This is a genomic window from Streptomyces racemochromogenes (assembly GCF_044129415.1).
GTDB classification, from domain to species: Bacteria; Actinomycetota; Actinomycetes; order Streptomycetales; family Streptomycetaceae; genus Streptomyces; species Streptomyces racemochromogenes_A.
Genome location: NZ_JBBDHD010000042.1, coordinates 23,091 through 36,736 on the forward strand (window position 1 = coordinate 23,091; position 13,646 = coordinate 36,736).

Here is a 13,646-nt window from a genome sequence, read left to right on the forward strand (position 1 = left end):
CCTGCCGGTATGGCGAAGAACAACCTCACCCTCGGCGACCTCACCGCCCGCGACCACGCCTTCTACGGCCTCGTCTGGGCCGGGTCCACGCTCAGCGCCCGCGTCGACCAGGCCCTCGCGCGCCGCCACGACCTCCCGCTCTCCTGGTTCGAGGTCATGCTGTGGCTCCAGGCCCAGCCCGAGCCCGTGGCCGCCTCCGACCTGGGGGCGATGACCCTGCTCAGCCGCAGCCAGGTCTCGCGCGTCGCCGACTCGCTCCAGGCCCGCGGGCTGATCGAGCGCATACCCTCCCCGACCGACGCCCGCTCGGTGCGCATCGCCCTCACCGAGGCCGGCCGCCGGCTCTACGCCGAGGCCGACGCCACCCGCCGGGAGGCCCTCGCCGAGGTCTTCGACGACCTGCTCGACGACGGGGACATCGCCGCGCTGGAGGCGGTCTGGGCGAAGCTCAAGGCCCGCCCGAAGGAGTAGGGGACGCCGAAGGCCCCCGGACCGGGTCCGGGGGCCTTCGGTGACGCTTCGGTCAGGCGCGCGGTACGCGGACCACGCCCTCCTGGATCACGGTGACGGCCAGCCGGCCGTCCCGGGTCCAGATCCGGGCCTGGCCCAGCCCCCGCCCGCCGTGCGAGGTGGGGGAGTCCTGGTCGTACAGCAGCCACTCGTCCGCCCGCAGCGGCCGGTGGAACCACATCGCGTGGTCCAGGGAGGCCCCGACCACGTCGCCCACCGCCCAGCCGCCGCGCCCGTGCGCGAGCAGCACCGAGTCCAGCAGGGTCATGTCCGAGACGTACGTGGCCAGGCACGTGTGCAGCAGCGGGTCCGCGCTGTCCAGCTTCCCCGCGGTACGGAACCACACCTGTGAGCGCGGCTCCACCGGCTCGCCGATCGACCCCCACGGGGGCGTCGTCGCGTACCGCAGGTCCACCGCGCCGCGCGCTTCCAGCAGCCGCTCCACCGTGCCCGGGTCCCGGAACAGTTCCCGGTAGGCGGGCAGGGCCTCGGCGGCCGTCGGCAGGGTCTCCGGATCGGGCGCGTCGGGCATGGGGATCTGGTGGTCGAGCCCCTCCTCGTCCACCTGGAACGAGGCCGACAGGTGGAAGATCGGCTGCCCGTGCTGCACGGCGACGACCCGCCGCGTGGTGAACGAACGCCCGTCGCGGATCCGGTCGACGGTGTAGACGATGGGCGCGCCCGGGTCGCCCGTGCGCAGGAAGTACGAGTGCAGCGAGTGCGCCGTGCGGTCCCCGGGCACGGTGCGGCCGGCCGCGACCAGTGCCTGGGCCGCGACCTGCCCGCCGAAGACGCGCGGGACCAGCGAAGGGCGGCTGGTCCCCCGGAAGATGTTCTCCTCGATCTGCTCCAGGTCGAGCAGATCGAGGAGGGCGGTGAGCGCCGCGCTGTTGTCGGACTCGGCCAACGGGACTTACAGGCCCATCGACTTGGCGATGATCGACTTCATGATCTCGCTGGTGCCGCCGTAGATGCGGTTGACGCGGTTGTCCGCGTACAGGCGGGCGATCGGGTACTCGTTCATGTAGCCGTAGCCGCCGTGCAGCTGGAGGCAGCGGTCGATCACGCGGTGGGCGACCTCGGTGCAGAACAGCTTCGCGGAGGCGGCCTCGGCCGGCGTCAGCTCGCCCGCGTCCAGGGCCTCCAGCGCGCGGTCGGCGACCGCCTGGGCGGCGTCCACCTCGGCCTGGCAGGCGGCCAGCTCGAACTTGGTGTTCTGGAAGTGCGCGACCGGCTTGCCGAAGACCGTGCGGTCGGTGACGTACTGCTGGGCGAACCGGACGGCCGCGGCGGCCTGGGCGTACGCGCCGAAGGCGATGCCCCAGCGCTCGGAGGCCAGGTTGTGGCCCAGGTAGTAGAAGCCCTTGCCCTCCTCGCCGAGCAGGTCCTCGACCGGCACCTTGACGTCGACGAAGGCCAGCTCGGCGGTGTCGGAGGTCTTCAGACCCAGCTTGTCGAGCTTGCGGCCGATGGAGTAGCCCTCGGACTTGGTGTCCACGGCGAACAGGGAGATGCCGAAGCGGCGGTCGTCCTCGCTCGGGGCGGAGGTACGGGCGCAGACGATCACGCGGTCGGCGTGGACGCCACCGGTGATGAAGGTCTTGGAGCCGTTGAGGACGTAGTGGGTGCCGTCCTCGGAGAGCTTCGCGGTGGTCTTCATGCCCGCGACGTCGGAACCGGTGCCCGGCTCGGTCATGGCCAGCGCCCACATCTCCTCGCCGGAGACGAACTTCGGCAGGAAGCGCTTCTTCTGCTCGTCGGTGGCGAGCATCTTGATGTAGGGCAGGGCGAGCAGCACGTGCACGCCGGAGCCGCCGAAGTTCACGCCGGCGCGGGAGGTCTCCTCGTACAGGACGGCCTCGAACTTGTGGGTGTCCAGGCCCGCGCCGCCGAACTCCTCGGGGACGTTGATGCCGAAGATGCCCAGCTCGCCGAGCTTGTAGTAGAAGTCGCGCGGCGCCTGGCCGGCCTGGAACCACTCGTCGTAGACCGGGACGACCTCGGCCTCGATGAAGGCGCGGAGGGTCTCGCGGAACGCCTCGTGGTCCTCGTTGAACACCGTACGGCGCACGGCCGGCTCCCTTCGTCGCGGCAGTCCGCCGCTTATGTCTAAGCGCTTGCTCATACCTAAGTTACCGGCGGGTTGTCGATCCTGTCCAGACTCGGCCGACCGGCGGTGAATCCTTTCCGCGGGCCCGCGTCTCTTATCCCCGTACCGCGACGGCCGCGGTACGGAACGGGGCCTGGAGGTCGCCATGATCATCGGTATCGCCATCGCAGCGGGCGCGGTGCTGCTCTGCACGTGCGTGCTCGTCCTGAAGCGGAGGCGCGCGCGTGGCTGACTGGCCCGGCGCACGCCTGATCGCCGAAGCCCAGCGCGGTGACCTCGACTCGATCACCGCGCTGGTCTCGGGCTCGCACCCGAACGTACGGCGCTTCGCCCGCTCCCTGTGCGCGACCCCGGAGGACGCCGAGGACGCGGCGCAGGAGGCCCTGATCATCCTGTACCGCAAGATCGGCATGCTGCGGGCCTCCGGCGCGCTGGCCTCGTGGATGTTCCGCATCGTCCGCAACGAGTGCCTGCGGCGCGCCCGCGCCGTCGTCCGCGACCGGGAGCACCCCCCGGCCCCGGACACCCCGGCGGACTCGGCGGAGGACGAGGCGCTGCGCCGCCTGGAGGCGGGCCGGGTGGCGGCGGCGGTCGCGGCCCTCCCGGCCGACCAGCGGCGGGTGCTGATCATGCGGGACGTCCAGGGCCACAGCGGCCGCGTGGTCGCCGACGCCCTGGGCCTCAGCACGGCGGCGATGAAGTCCCGCCTCCACCGGGCCCGCGCCACGGTCCGCACCGCCCTCCTCACCCCGCCCGACCCGGCTCCCGAAGGGAACGACCGATGACCGCGACGATGACCGCGACGAAGACGGCGACGACGGCCGACGGCCGCCCCGACTTCGCGAGCGCCTCCCTGCCGAGGCACCTGGTGCGCGGCGTGCTGGGCTTCGGCTCGCTCGCCTCGGCCGTCGCCCTCCTGCCGTACGCCTGGCCGGTGAGCCTGGCCCTCCTGCCCGCCGGCCTGCTCGCGCTGCGCGGCTGCCCGATGTGCTGGGCGGTCGGCCTGGTGCAGACCCTCTCCAGAGGCCGCCTGCGGCGCTCCTGCGAGGACGGCCGCTGCACGCTGACTCCGTCGTAGGCCCGACGGCCGGACCCGCCTCAGCCGAGGGGTTCCGCCGGCCCCTCCGGCGCGGGACCGAGCCACCGCAGCGCGAACCACAGCTCCATGCGGGTGTCCGCGTCGTCCAGGTCGGCGTCGCCCAGCAGGGCCGTGCACCGTGCCATCCGCTGGCGGACCGTGTTCCGGTGGACCCCCAGCGCCGCCGCCGTACGGTCCCAGCTGCCGTGGTGGGCCAGCCAGGCGCGCAGGGTCTCCCGCAGCGCCGGGGGGAGGGGCCCCAGCAGCGCCTCGGCGTGGGCGCGGGCCTCCGCCTCGCCGACCAGGCCCGTGACACCGGGGTCCGTGTGGCGGGCCAGCGGGGTACGGGCGGCCTCGGCGCGGGACAGGGCGCGGCGGGCCTGGGCGTCGGCCGTGCGCAGCCGCGCCGGGGCGGCCGGTGCGCTCACGCCGAGCCGCCACCCCGGCTGCGGGCCGGGGTCCCGGTCGGTGAGGAGGCGTACGGCGTCCCCGTGCGGGTCCAGCAGTACGGTGCCCAGCGCCGCCGCCAAGGCGTGCGGGTCCCCGCCGCCCCGGGCGTGGACGGCGTACCAGGGGCCCGGGCCGAGGGCGGCGGCCGGGTCGCCGTCCAGCAGGAGGCGGGTCAGCGCGGCCGCCTCCGCGGCGGCGGGGCCGCCGGCCGTGAGCAGGGTCAGCAGGACGGCGCCGACCGAGGCGATGGTGTGGTCGCCGGGGGCCCGGCCGGGGGTGGCCAGGGCCAGCACCTGCCCGCCGCCCACCGCGTAGGCGGCCAGATGGGTGCCGGCGAGGCTGTCGGTGGCGGTGGCCGCGCTCCCCGGGGCCACCCGCAGGGCCAGCGCCGCCAGCGCCGCCCTCACCTCCTCGTCCGGCTGCGCCCCCGCCGTGGCCCTGGCCGGCCGGACGGCGGGGGTCGGGGCGGATCCGGCCCCGGCGGGGCCCGCCCGCTCGTCGACCCCCGGGCGTGCCGGTCCCGGCCGGCCCCCGCCGGCCGTGCCGGCCCCGGCGGGGGAGCCCGCCCGACGCGTCCCGGCCCCCGGCGCCCCGGCCGTCGGAGGCCGGCCGGCCGCTCCGGCTCCGGGCCCCGCCCCGGCGGCCGTTCCCGCTCCGCCCTCCGGCCCCCACAGGGCCGCCCAGCCGCCCAGGCTCGCCGCCAGGCGGGACAGGACCGCCGGGACCGGGTCCGGGCGGGCGGCGGCCGACGCGAGGGACTGCTGGGCTTCGGTGACGCGGCGGAGCTCACGGGTGCGGGCCTCCGCCATCAGGCGCCCGACGCTGCGGGCGACGGCCGTGAACGGGGTCCCCGGCGGGACCTCGACGAGCGGCAGCCCGTACCGCTCGCACGCCTCGGCCAGACCGTGCGGCACCACCGCGTGCACGGGGGTCACGCCGAAGCCGAGCGCGGCGGCCCCGGCGCGGGCGAGCCGGTGCACGTAGGCGGCGGCCCCGTCCTCCGTCAGCGCGGCCCCGGCCGTCAGCAGCAGCTCGCCTCCCAGCAGGTACGGGGACGGGTCCGCCATCTCGGAGGCGTGGACCCCGTGCACCTCCGCCACCCCCGGGCCCGCGAGGTGCCGCAGCCCGAGCCCCCGCTCCCCGAGCAGCCCCGCCAGCCCCACGGGCGGCGTCATCGGCTCCCCGGCGGGTGCCGAGGCCGACGCCCGGGGCCCGGTGCCGGGATGCGGGGGGACCGGCGGGGGAACCGGGAGATCGGCCATGGATACTCCGTACATTTCAGCGCGGCCAGATGGATGAAACGTACCCTCCCTCCCTCCGCGCGGCACGCTTACGCTCGAAAGACCGCACCAGCAGGACCACCAGAAGGGCACCCCCCATGAGCACCGAGCAGACGCCGCGCGGCCCCGTCGACTCCTCCCGGATCCCGCGCTACGCCGGTCCGGCGACCTTCGCCCGCCTGCCCCGCCTGGACGAGGTCGGTTCCGCCGACGTCGCCGTCGTCGGCGTGCCCTTCGACTCCGGTGTCTCCTACCGCCCCGGCGCCCGCTTCGGCGGCAACGCCATCCGCGAGGCCTCGCGCCTGCTGCGCCCGTACAACCCGGCACAGGACGCCTCCCCGTTCGCCCTCGCGCAGGTCGCGGACGCCGGCGACATCGCGGTGAACCCCTTCAACATCAACGAGGCCGTCGAGACGGTCGAGGCCGCCGCCGACGAGCTCCTCGCGGGCGGCTCCCGCCTGATGACCCTCGGCGGCGACCACACCATCGCCCTCCCCCTCCTGCGCTCGGTCGCGAAGAAGCACGGCCCGGTCGCCCTGCTGCACTTCGACGCCCACCTGGACACCTGGGACACCTATTTCGGCGCCGAGTACACCCACGGCACCCCGTTCCGCCGCGCCGTCGAGGAGGGCATCCTCGACACCGAGGCCCTCTCCCACGTCGGTACCCGCGGCCCGCTCTACGGCAAGCAGGACCTGGACGACGACGCCAAGATGGGCTTCGGCATCGTGACCTCGGCGGACGTCTACCGCCGCGGCGCCGACGAGATCGCCGACCAGCTGCGCCAGCGCATCGGCGACCGCCCGCTGTACATCTCCATCGACATCGACGTCCTGGACCCGGCGCACGCGCCCGGCACCGGCACGCCCGAGGCGGGCGGCATGACCTCCCGCGAGCTGCTGGAGATCATCCGCGGTCTGTCGTCCTGCAACCTGGTTTCCGCCGACGTGGTCGAGGTCGCCCCGGCGTACGATCACGCCGAGATCACCTCGGTCGCGGCCTCGCACACCGCGTACGAGCTCACCACGATCATGAGCCGCCAGATCGCCGCCTCGAAGGCGAAGTAACACCCGGCGCACCACCGGCGAGGCGACCACGGCGGCCCGGACGGCACCGCACGAAGGGCACGCAAGCACGTGACGCACGACCACGACCTGGTTCTCCGCCCCACCGACGCCCAGACGGCGGCCGCCCTGGCCCCGCCGCCGGGCCGTACGGGCGGGGACCTGGTCGTGGAGACGCTGCGCGGCCTCGGCGCGACCACCGTCTTCGGTCTGCCGGGGCAGCACGCGCTGGCCCTCTTCGACGCCGTCGGCCGCTCCGACCTGCGCCTGGTCGGCCTGCGGACGGAGAACAACGCGGGCTTCGCCGCCGACGCCTACGGCCGCCTCACCGGCGAGGCGGTCCCGCTGCTGCTGTCCACGGGCCCCGGCGCGCTCATGTCCCTGCCGGCCCTGGCGGAGGCGGCCGCCGCCTCCGCGCCCGTCCTCGCCATCTCCTCCCAGGTCCCGTCCCCGGGCCTGGGCGGAGGCCGGCGCGGCCACCTGCACGAGCTGCGCGAGCAGTCCGCGTCCTTCCGCGACGTGGTGAAGTCCGTCCACACCGCCCGCACCCCCTCCCAGATCCCCTCCGTCGTCGCCGAGGCCTGGGAGTCGGCCCTCACCGCCCCGCACGGCCCCGTCTGGGTGGAGATCCCCGAGGACGTGCTCCGGGCGGAGACGGTCATCCCGCAGGTCACGGGCATGGACGCGAGCCCGCACGAACCGGCTCCGCGCCCGGAGCTGACCGCGCTGGCGGCGCACTGGCTGTCCCGGGCCGCCCGCCCCGTGATCATCGCGGGCGGCGGCGTCATCCGCGCGGACGCCGCCGGCAAGCTCAGGCAGCTCGCGGAACGCCTGAACGCGCCCGTCGTCACCACCTTCGGCGGCAAGGGCGCCTTCCCCTGGAACCACCCGCTCTCCCTCCAGTCCTGGCTGGAGGACCGCCACATGACGGACTTCCTGGAGGACGCCGACGTCCTGCTCGTCGTCGGCTCGGGCCTGGGTGAACTCAGCTCCAACTACCACACGTTCTTCCCCACCGGCCGGGTCGTCCAGATCGAGGCGGACCTCGGCAAGCTGGAGTCGAACCACCCGGCACTGGGCATCCACGCCGACGCCCGCCTGGCCCTCCAGGCCCTCCTGGAGACGGTCGGGCCCCGCGAGGACGAGGACGCCCCCGCCCGGGTCCGCGCGGTGCTCGCCGACATCGCCGCCCGCCTGGCCACCCAGGACCTCGCCCTGGAACAGGAGCTCCTGACCTCGATCAGGTCCGCCCTCCCGGCCCGCTCCCCGTCCTTCTGGGACATGACGATCCTCGCCTACTGGGCCTGGTCCGCGTTCGACGCGAAGCACCCCAACACCATGCACTCGGCCCAGGGCGCCGGCGGCCTCGGCTACGCCTTCCCGGCGGCCCTCGGAGCGGCCCTCGCCGAGCCCGGCACCCCGGTCCTCGCCGTCTCCGGCGACGGCGGCGCGATGTACTCCGTCTCCGAGCTCGCCACCGCGAAGCAGTACGGCCTGGACGTCACCTGGCTGATCGTGGACGACGGCGGCTACGGCATCCTGCGCGAGTACATGACGGACGCCTACGACGGCCGCACCACCGGCACCGAGCTCACCCGCCCCGACTTCACGGCCCTGGCAGCCTCCTTCGGCGTCCCGGCCTCCACCACCACCCCGGCCACCCTCCGCGAGGACCTCGCCGCCGCCCTCGCCACCCCCGGCCCCTCGGTCCTGGTCCTCCCGGCCACCCTCAGGATGTTCGCCCCGACCCACCTGGGCTAGGCGGCCTCGTGATGCTGGGCCGCGAAGACCACGTGGGACGTCTCCCCGACCAGCTTGAGGGTCAGCTCGGACTCCATGGCCCGAGCGAGCCGTGCCAGCAGAGGCACCGTCGGTACGGTCCCGCCCAGCTCCAGCTTCGACACCTGGGGTTGTGTCATCCCTGCCCGGCGCGCGAGCTCGGTCTGCGAGATCCCGAGCTCGCTGCGACGGTCGTACACCGCCTGCCCGAGCTCGAAGGCGAGCCGGATCTCCTCCCTCTGCCGTGCGGTCTCGGCGGACTCGGCCAGGCCCTGTGCCACCTTCCTGTCCCGCGAGAGCTTCCACTGAGCGTGGCTGACCATGGCGTTCTCCCTTCTAGACGTCACGGGTATACACGTCGACCGCCGGCCCATGGGAGGACTCGCACACCCGGCCCGCGCGTACGGCCCGATCCACTTCTGCGACTTCGCGCTGCTTCGTCTTCCTGAAGACGGTCAGAAGCACGATCCTCCGGTGAGGAGCGAGGCGGTACGAGAGGCGCACCGCCTCGCGGTTGTGGCCGAGTATGAAGCGCAGCTCGCGGACGCCGCCTCCCAAGTGCCGTGAGTACGGTTCCCCGAGTGTGGTCGGAGCGTCGACGAGGAGTCCCACGGCGTGCTCCGCCACCAGGTAGTCGGCGTCCGACAGGTTCATGAGCCACAGCCGGACCTCCGGCTCGATCTCGACCGTGAAAAGGTCTTCCATATAGCTGAACGTATAGACAGTCCAGTGTATGGCGGCGGCGAAAGTGCGGGAAGCCGCCCGAACGAGTGAGGACCCGTTCCCGGGATCCCCGCTGCCCGCGTAGCCCGTCCGGCCGCTCCCCGCGTGCGCCGGAGGCGCCGCAGGCGGATGTTCGAATTGTTGCGGCGGGATGAAATCCGCCGGTCGGAGCGTTGGGGGTCTCGGCAGGACAGGACCTACGGGGAGGCACCCACGTGACGGCGGCTGGGGAGAAACAGGGCTGGGGCAGGCGGCTGGCCGCCTACACCTGGCGGTACAGGCTCAACGTGCTGCTCGCGCTGGGCTCCTCACTGGCCGGCATGGCCGTCATGGCGCTCGTGCCGCTCGTCACCCGCGTCATCATCGACGACGTCATCGGCGACCGGACCAAGGAGATGGGCCCCTGGGCGGGCCTGCTCGTCGGCGCCGCCCTGCTGGTCTACGTGCTCACCTACATACGCCGGTACTACGGCGGCCGCCTCGCCCTCGACGTGCAGCACGACCTGCGCACCGACATGTACGACACCATCGCCCGCCTCGACGGACGGCGCCAGGACGAGCTGTCGACCGGGCAGGTCGTCGGGCGGGCCACCAGCGACCTCCAGCTGATCCAGGGCCTGCTGTTCATGCTGCCCATGACCATCGGCAACTTCCTGCTCTTCGGGATATCCCTGGCCGTCATGGTCTGGCTGTCGCCGCTGCTGACCGTCGTCGCGCTGCTGATGGCCCCCGCCCTGTGGTTCATCGCCAAGCGCAGCCGCAAGAAGCTCTTCCCCGCCACCTGGTACGCGCAGAGCCAGGCCGCCGCCGTCGCCACCGTCGTCGACGGGGCCGTCACCGGTGTCCGCGTGGTCAAGGGGTTCGGGCAGGAGGAGCAGGAGACCGGCAAGCTCCGCGAGGCCGGGCGCCGGCTCTTCGCCGGGCGGATGCGTGCCATCCGGATCAACTCGCGCTACACCCCCGCCCTCCAGGCCGTCCCCGCGCTCGGCCAGGTCGCCATGCTGGCCCTCGGCGGCTGGCTGGCCACCCGGGGGCACATCACCCTCGGCACCTTCGTCGCCTTCTCCACCTACCTCGCCCAGCTCGTCGGCCCCGTCCGCATGCTCGCCATGGTGCTCACCGTCGGCCAGCAGGCCCGGGCCGGCGTCGAGCGGGTCTTCGAGCTGATCGACACCGAGCCGGTGATCCGGGAGGGGACGCGGGAGCTGCCCGCCGACGCCCCCGCCACCGTCGAGTTCGAGGACGTCCGCTTCGGCTACGACCCCGAGCGGCCCGTCCTCGACGGGTTCTCGCTCCGTCTCGCCGAGGGGGAGACCGTCGCCGTCGTCGGGGCGTCCGGCTCCGGCAAGTCCACCGTCTCGCTGCTCCTGCCGCGCTTCTACGACGCCGACCACGGCACCGTCCGCGTCGGCGGCCACGACGTGCGCGAGCTGACGTACGACTCCCTGCGCGCCGCCATCGGCCTCGTCCCCGAGGACTCCTTCCTCTTCTCCGACACCATCCGGGCCAACATCGCCTACGGCCGCCCCGGAGCCACGGACGAGGAGATCCGCGAGGCCGCCCGCGCGGCCCAGGCGGAATCGTTCATCCAGGTGCTTCCCGACGGCTACGACACCAAGGTCGGGGAGCAGGGCCTGACCCTCTCCGGCGGCCAGCGCCAGCGCATCGCGCTCGCCCGCGCCCTCCTCACCGACCCCCGGCTGCTCCTCCTCGACGACGCCACCTCCGCCGTCGACGCCCGCGTCGAGCACGAGATCCACGAGGCGCTGCGCGCCGTCATGGCCGGCCGCACCACCCTCCTGATCGCCCACCGCCGCTCCACCCTCGCCCTCGCCGACCGGATCGCCGTGCTCGACGGCGGCCGGCTCGCCGACCTCGGCACGCACGAGGAGCTGGAGCGCCGCTCGGCCCTCTACCGGCGGCTGCTGACCGACCCCGAGGCCCTCGGCGCCGGCTCCCCGCGTACCCCCGACGCCCCCTCGATGGCCGAGTTCGAACGGGACGTCGAGCGGGACCTGGAACGGGACATCGAGCTGGAGGCCGAGATCGACTCCGAGCCGGTGAGCGCCAAGCGGCGCGTCGCCGACGGGGTGACCCCCGAGCTGTGGCGGCGCCGGGACAAGGCCGAGGAGCCCCCGCCGGGCGCCACGCCCGAACTGCTCGCGCAGGTCGCCGCCCTCCCGCCGGCCGACGACCGGCCCGAGGTGGACGAGGAGCGGGCCGCGGCGGCCGAGGAGAGCTACGGCCTGCGCCGGCTGCTGCACGGCTTCTGGGCCCCGCTCGCCGTCAGCCTCGGCCTCGTCGCCCTCGACGCGGGCGCCGGCCTGCTCCTGCCGGTGCTGATCCGGCACGGCATCGACCAGGGCGTGGAGAAGGCCGCCCTCGGCGCGGTGTGGGCCGCCGCTGCCCTCGCCCTGGCCGTCGTGACCGCCCAGTGGGCCGCCCAGGTCGCCGAGACCCGGATGACCGGGCGCACCGGCGAGCGCGTGCTCTACGCCCTGCGCGTCAAGATCTTCGCCCAGCTCCAGCGCCTCGGCCTGGACTACTACGAGCGCGAGCTCACCGGCAAGATCATGACCCGGATGACCACCGACGTGGACTCCCTCTCCAGCTTCCTGCAGACCGGCCTGGTCACCGCCGTCGTCTCGGTCCTGACCTTCTTCGGCATCCTGATCGCCCTGCTCGTCCTCGACCTCGAACTCGCGCTGATCGTCTTCGCCACCCTGCCCGTGCTGGTCCTCGCCACGTTCGTCTTCCGCCGCAAGTCGGTCGCCGCGTACGAGCTCGCCCGCGACCGGGTCAGCCTGGTCAACGCCGACCTCCAGGAGTCCGTCGCCGGGCTGCGCCTGGTCCAGGCCTTCCGCCGCCAGCACACCGGTGCCACCCGCTTCGCCGAGCGCAGCGACTCCTACCGCCGGGCGCGCGTGCGCGGCCAGTGGCTGATATCCGTCTACTTCCCGTTCGTGCAGCTGCTGTCGTCGGGCGCGGCGGCGGCCGTGCTGATCGTCGGCGCGGGCCGGGTGGAGGCGGCCACCCTCACCACCGGCGCCCTGGTGGCGTACCTGCTCTACATCGACCTGTTCTTCGCCCCGGTCCAGCAGCTCTCCCAGGTCTTCGACGGCTACCAGCAGGCCACCGTCTCCCTCGGCCGGATCCAGGACCTGCTGCGCGAGCCCACCACCACGCCGCCGCCGGCCGCGCCCCGCGCGGTCGACGGGCTGCGCGGCGAGATCGCCTTCGAGGACGTGCGCTTCGCGTACGCCACCGCCGAGGAGCGCGGTGAGAAGGGCGAGGCGCTGGGCGGCATCACCCTGCGGATACCGGCCGGGCAGACCGTCGCCTTCGTCGGCGAGACCGGCGCCGGGAAGTCCACCCTGGTCAAGATGGTCGCCCGGTTCTACGACCCGACCTCGGGCCGGGTGACCGCCGACGGCACCGACCTGCGGGAGCTGGACCTGACGGCGTACCGCCACCGGCTCGGGGTCGTCCCCCAGGAGTCCTACCTCTTCCCGGGGACGGTCCGCGACGCCATCGCCTACGGGCGGCCGGAGGCGAGCGACGCCGAGGTGGAGGCCGCCGCCCGCGCGGTCGGCGCCCACGACATGATCGCCACCCTGGACGGCGGCTACCTGCACACCGTCGCCGAGCGCGGCCGCAACCTCTCCGCGGGCCAGCGCCAGCTGATCGCGCTGGCCCGCGCCGAACTCGTCGAACCGGACGTCCTGCTGCTCGACGAGGCCACCGCCGCCCTGGACCTGGCCACCGAGGCCCAGGTCAACCAGGCCACCGACCGGCTCGCGGGCAAGCGCACCACCCTGGTGGTGGCGCACCGGCTGACCACCGCCGCCCGGGCCGACCGGGTGGTGGTCATGGAGCGCGGCCGGGTCGTCGAGGACGGCAGCCACGCCGAACTGCTGGCCCGGGGCGGCCGCTACGCCGTGCTGTGGCGGACCTTCGTCGGCGAGGACGAACGGGCCGCCGCCGCGTAGCGGAGCCCCTCAGGAGTGCGCCCCGGGTGTCAGAGCTCGCCGAAGAGCAGGTTGCCCGGGGCGTCCTCGTCGTCGCCGGTGTAGTACTCGCGCACCGCGTCCAGGAGCTCGTCCAGCGACAGGTACCCGTCGTGGTTCTTGTCGATCCGCTCGAAGAGGGCGTCGGCGTCGGCCGGCTCCAGCCGGGTGTCGAAGGCCAGCTGGGCCCTGTGGAACTCCTCGGGGCTGATCTGCCCGTCCCCGTTGGTGTCGACGACCGTCAGCATCGCCTTCATCATCGGCCGGAACGACTTCTCGTACGCGGGGCCGCCGTCCTTGTAGAGGCGGGTCATCCCGTCCCGGTACTGCCCGGGCGTCAGCTTCTGGTCCTGGCCCACGCCCAGCTCGTTGAAGAGGTCCACCCAGAAGTCGGTGAGCCCGCGGAACACCTCGGCCGCCTTGGGGGAGTCGGCGGGCTCGGCCAGCGCGGTCAGCAGCCGTGAGCCCAGCGCGATCATGTCCTTCTCGTCGATCACGCCGTTGCCGTCCGCGTCCAGGTGCGCGAACGCGCGCTCCAGCTTCCGGTCGAGCAGGTCGGTCGTCATGGGCGGACGCCTTTCATGGTGACGGTGGGCATTCGGTCGATCGCCCAGGGTAGTGCAACCTTCCGGGGGTCCGGCGCGT

12 protein-coding genes are annotated in these 13,646 nt (G+C 73.9%); 6 read left to right on the plus strand and 6 right to left on the minus strand.

Features of this window, described 5'->3' with window-relative positions; all coding sequences use genetic code 11:
* Positions 1–9 precede the first annotated feature (9 nt).
* A complete protein-coding gene (locus tag WDV06_RS17915; protein WP_395510756.1) occupies positions 10–471 on the plus strand; it encodes a MarR family winged helix-turn-helix transcriptional regulator in 462 nt (153 codons plus the stop codon).
* 52 nt (positions 472–523) lie between these two features.
* Here WDV06_RS17915 and WDV06_RS17920 read toward each other — a convergent pair whose 3' ends face one another.
* Positions 524–1,417: an acyl-CoA thioesterase gene (locus tag WDV06_RS17920; RefSeq protein ID WP_395510757.1), complete on the minus strand. Its 894-nt coding sequence runs from the start codon at positions 1,415–1,417 to the stop codon at positions 524–526.
* 6 nt (positions 1,418–1,423) lie between these two features.
* The gene (locus WDV06_RS17925) at positions 1,424–2,581 is read right to left on the minus strand and encodes an acyl-CoA dehydrogenase family protein (RefSeq protein WP_045945973.1); all 1,158 of its coding nucleotides are present in this window, start codon (positions 2,579–2,581) and stop codon (positions 1,424–1,426) included.
* A 263-nt stretch (positions 2,582–2,844) separates the two neighbouring features.
* Between WDV06_RS17925 and WDV06_RS17930 the strand changes: the two genes are divergently transcribed.
* Both WDV06_RS17930 and WDV06_RS17935 read left to right on the plus strand, forming a co-directional pair.
* Positions 2,845–3,405, plus strand: a complete 561-nt coding sequence (locus WDV06_RS17930; protein WP_395510758.1) for an RNA polymerase sigma factor — start codon at positions 2,845–2,847, stop codon at positions 3,403–3,405.
* Positions 3,402–3,698, plus strand: coding sequence for a hypothetical protein (locus tag WDV06_RS17935; RefSeq protein ID WP_395510759.1), 297 nt, complete (start codon positions 3,402–3,404; stop codon positions 3,696–3,698). Before WDV06_RS17930 ends, WDV06_RS17935 begins: the two co-directional genes overlap by 4 nt.
* A gap of 20 nt (positions 3,699–3,718) precedes the next feature.
* Here the strand turns inward: WDV06_RS17935 and WDV06_RS17940 are convergent, their stop codons facing one another.
* Positions 3,719–5,323 (minus strand): helix-turn-helix domain-containing protein, encoded by a 1,605-nt coding sequence (locus tag WDV06_RS17940; RefSeq protein WP_395510760.1) that lies wholly within the window; start codon positions 5,321–5,323, stop codon positions 3,719–3,721.
* A gap of 203 nt (positions 5,324–5,526) precedes the next feature.
* Here WDV06_RS17940 and speB point away from each other — a divergent pair, with 203 nt between their 5' ends.
* Positions 5,527–6,495: an agmatinase gene (gene speB, locus WDV06_RS17945; protein ID WP_344156456.1), complete on the plus strand. Its 969-nt coding sequence runs from the start codon at positions 5,527–5,529 to the stop codon at positions 6,493–6,495.
* Between the two features lie 69 nt (positions 6,496–6,564).
* The gene (locus WDV06_RS17950) at positions 6,565–8,253 is read left to right on the plus strand and encodes a thiamine pyrophosphate-binding protein (protein ID WP_395510761.1); all 1,689 of its coding nucleotides are present in this window, start codon (positions 6,565–6,567) and stop codon (positions 8,251–8,253) included.
* Here the strand turns inward: WDV06_RS17950 and WDV06_RS17955 are convergent.
* Entirely contained in the window at positions 8,250–8,594 is a 345-nt protein-coding gene (locus tag WDV06_RS17955) for a helix-turn-helix domain-containing protein (protein ID WP_045951079.1), read from the minus strand. The genes WDV06_RS17950 and WDV06_RS17955 overlap by 4 nt on opposite strands.
* A 13-nt stretch (positions 8,595–8,607) precedes the next feature.
* Positions 8,608–8,976, minus strand: a complete 369-nt coding sequence (locus WDV06_RS17960; RefSeq protein WP_045951078.1) for a type II toxin-antitoxin system RelE/ParE family toxin — start codon at positions 8,974–8,976, stop codon at positions 8,608–8,610.
* Between the two features lie 233 nt (positions 8,977–9,209).
* On the opposite strand from WDV06_RS17960, the gene WDV06_RS17965 reads away from it, so the two are divergent.
* Complete coding sequence (locus WDV06_RS17965) at positions 9,210–12,983, plus strand: ABC transporter ATP-binding protein (protein ID WP_395510762.1); 3,774 nt, start codon at positions 9,210–9,212, stop codon at positions 12,981–12,983.
* Positions 12,984–13,012: 29 nt separating this feature from the next.
* Here WDV06_RS17965 and WDV06_RS17970 read toward each other — a convergent pair whose 3' ends face one another.
* The gene (locus tag WDV06_RS17970) at positions 13,013–13,567 is read right to left on the minus strand and encodes an EF-hand domain-containing protein (protein WP_395510763.1); all 555 of its coding nucleotides are present in this window, start codon (positions 13,565–13,567) and stop codon (positions 13,013–13,015) included.
* Positions 13,568–13,646 lie beyond the last annotated feature (79 nt).

Bases quoted from the DNA above. Each gene is read 5' to 3' on its own strand.
- WDV06_RS17915 (WP_395510756.1), top strand. From the start codon at position 10: ATGGCGAAGAACAACCTCACCCTCGGCGACCTCACCGCCCGCGACCAC.
- WDV06_RS17935 (WP_395510759.1), top strand. From the start codon at position 3,402: ATGACCGCGACGATGACCGCGACGAAGACGGCGACGACGGCCGACGGC.
- WDV06_RS17940 (WP_395510760.1), bottom strand. From the start codon at position 5,323: ATGACGCCGCCCGTGGGGCTGGCGGGGCTGCTCGGGGAGCGGGGGCTC.
- speB (WP_344156456.1), top strand. From the start codon at position 5,527: ATGAGCACCGAGCAGACGCCGCGCGGCCCCGTCGACTCCTCCCGGATC.
- WDV06_RS17955 (WP_045951079.1), bottom strand. From the start codon at position 8,594: ATGGTCAGCCACGCTCAGTGGAAGCTCTCGCGGGACAGGAAGGTGGCA.
- WDV06_RS17960 (WP_045951078.1), bottom strand. From the start codon at position 8,976: ATGGAAGACCTTTTCACGGTCGAGATCGAGCCGGAGGTCCGGCTGTGG.
- WDV06_RS17970 (WP_395510763.1), bottom strand. From the start codon at position 13,567: ATGACGACCGACCTGCTCGACCGGAAGCTGGAGCGCGCGTTCGCGCAC.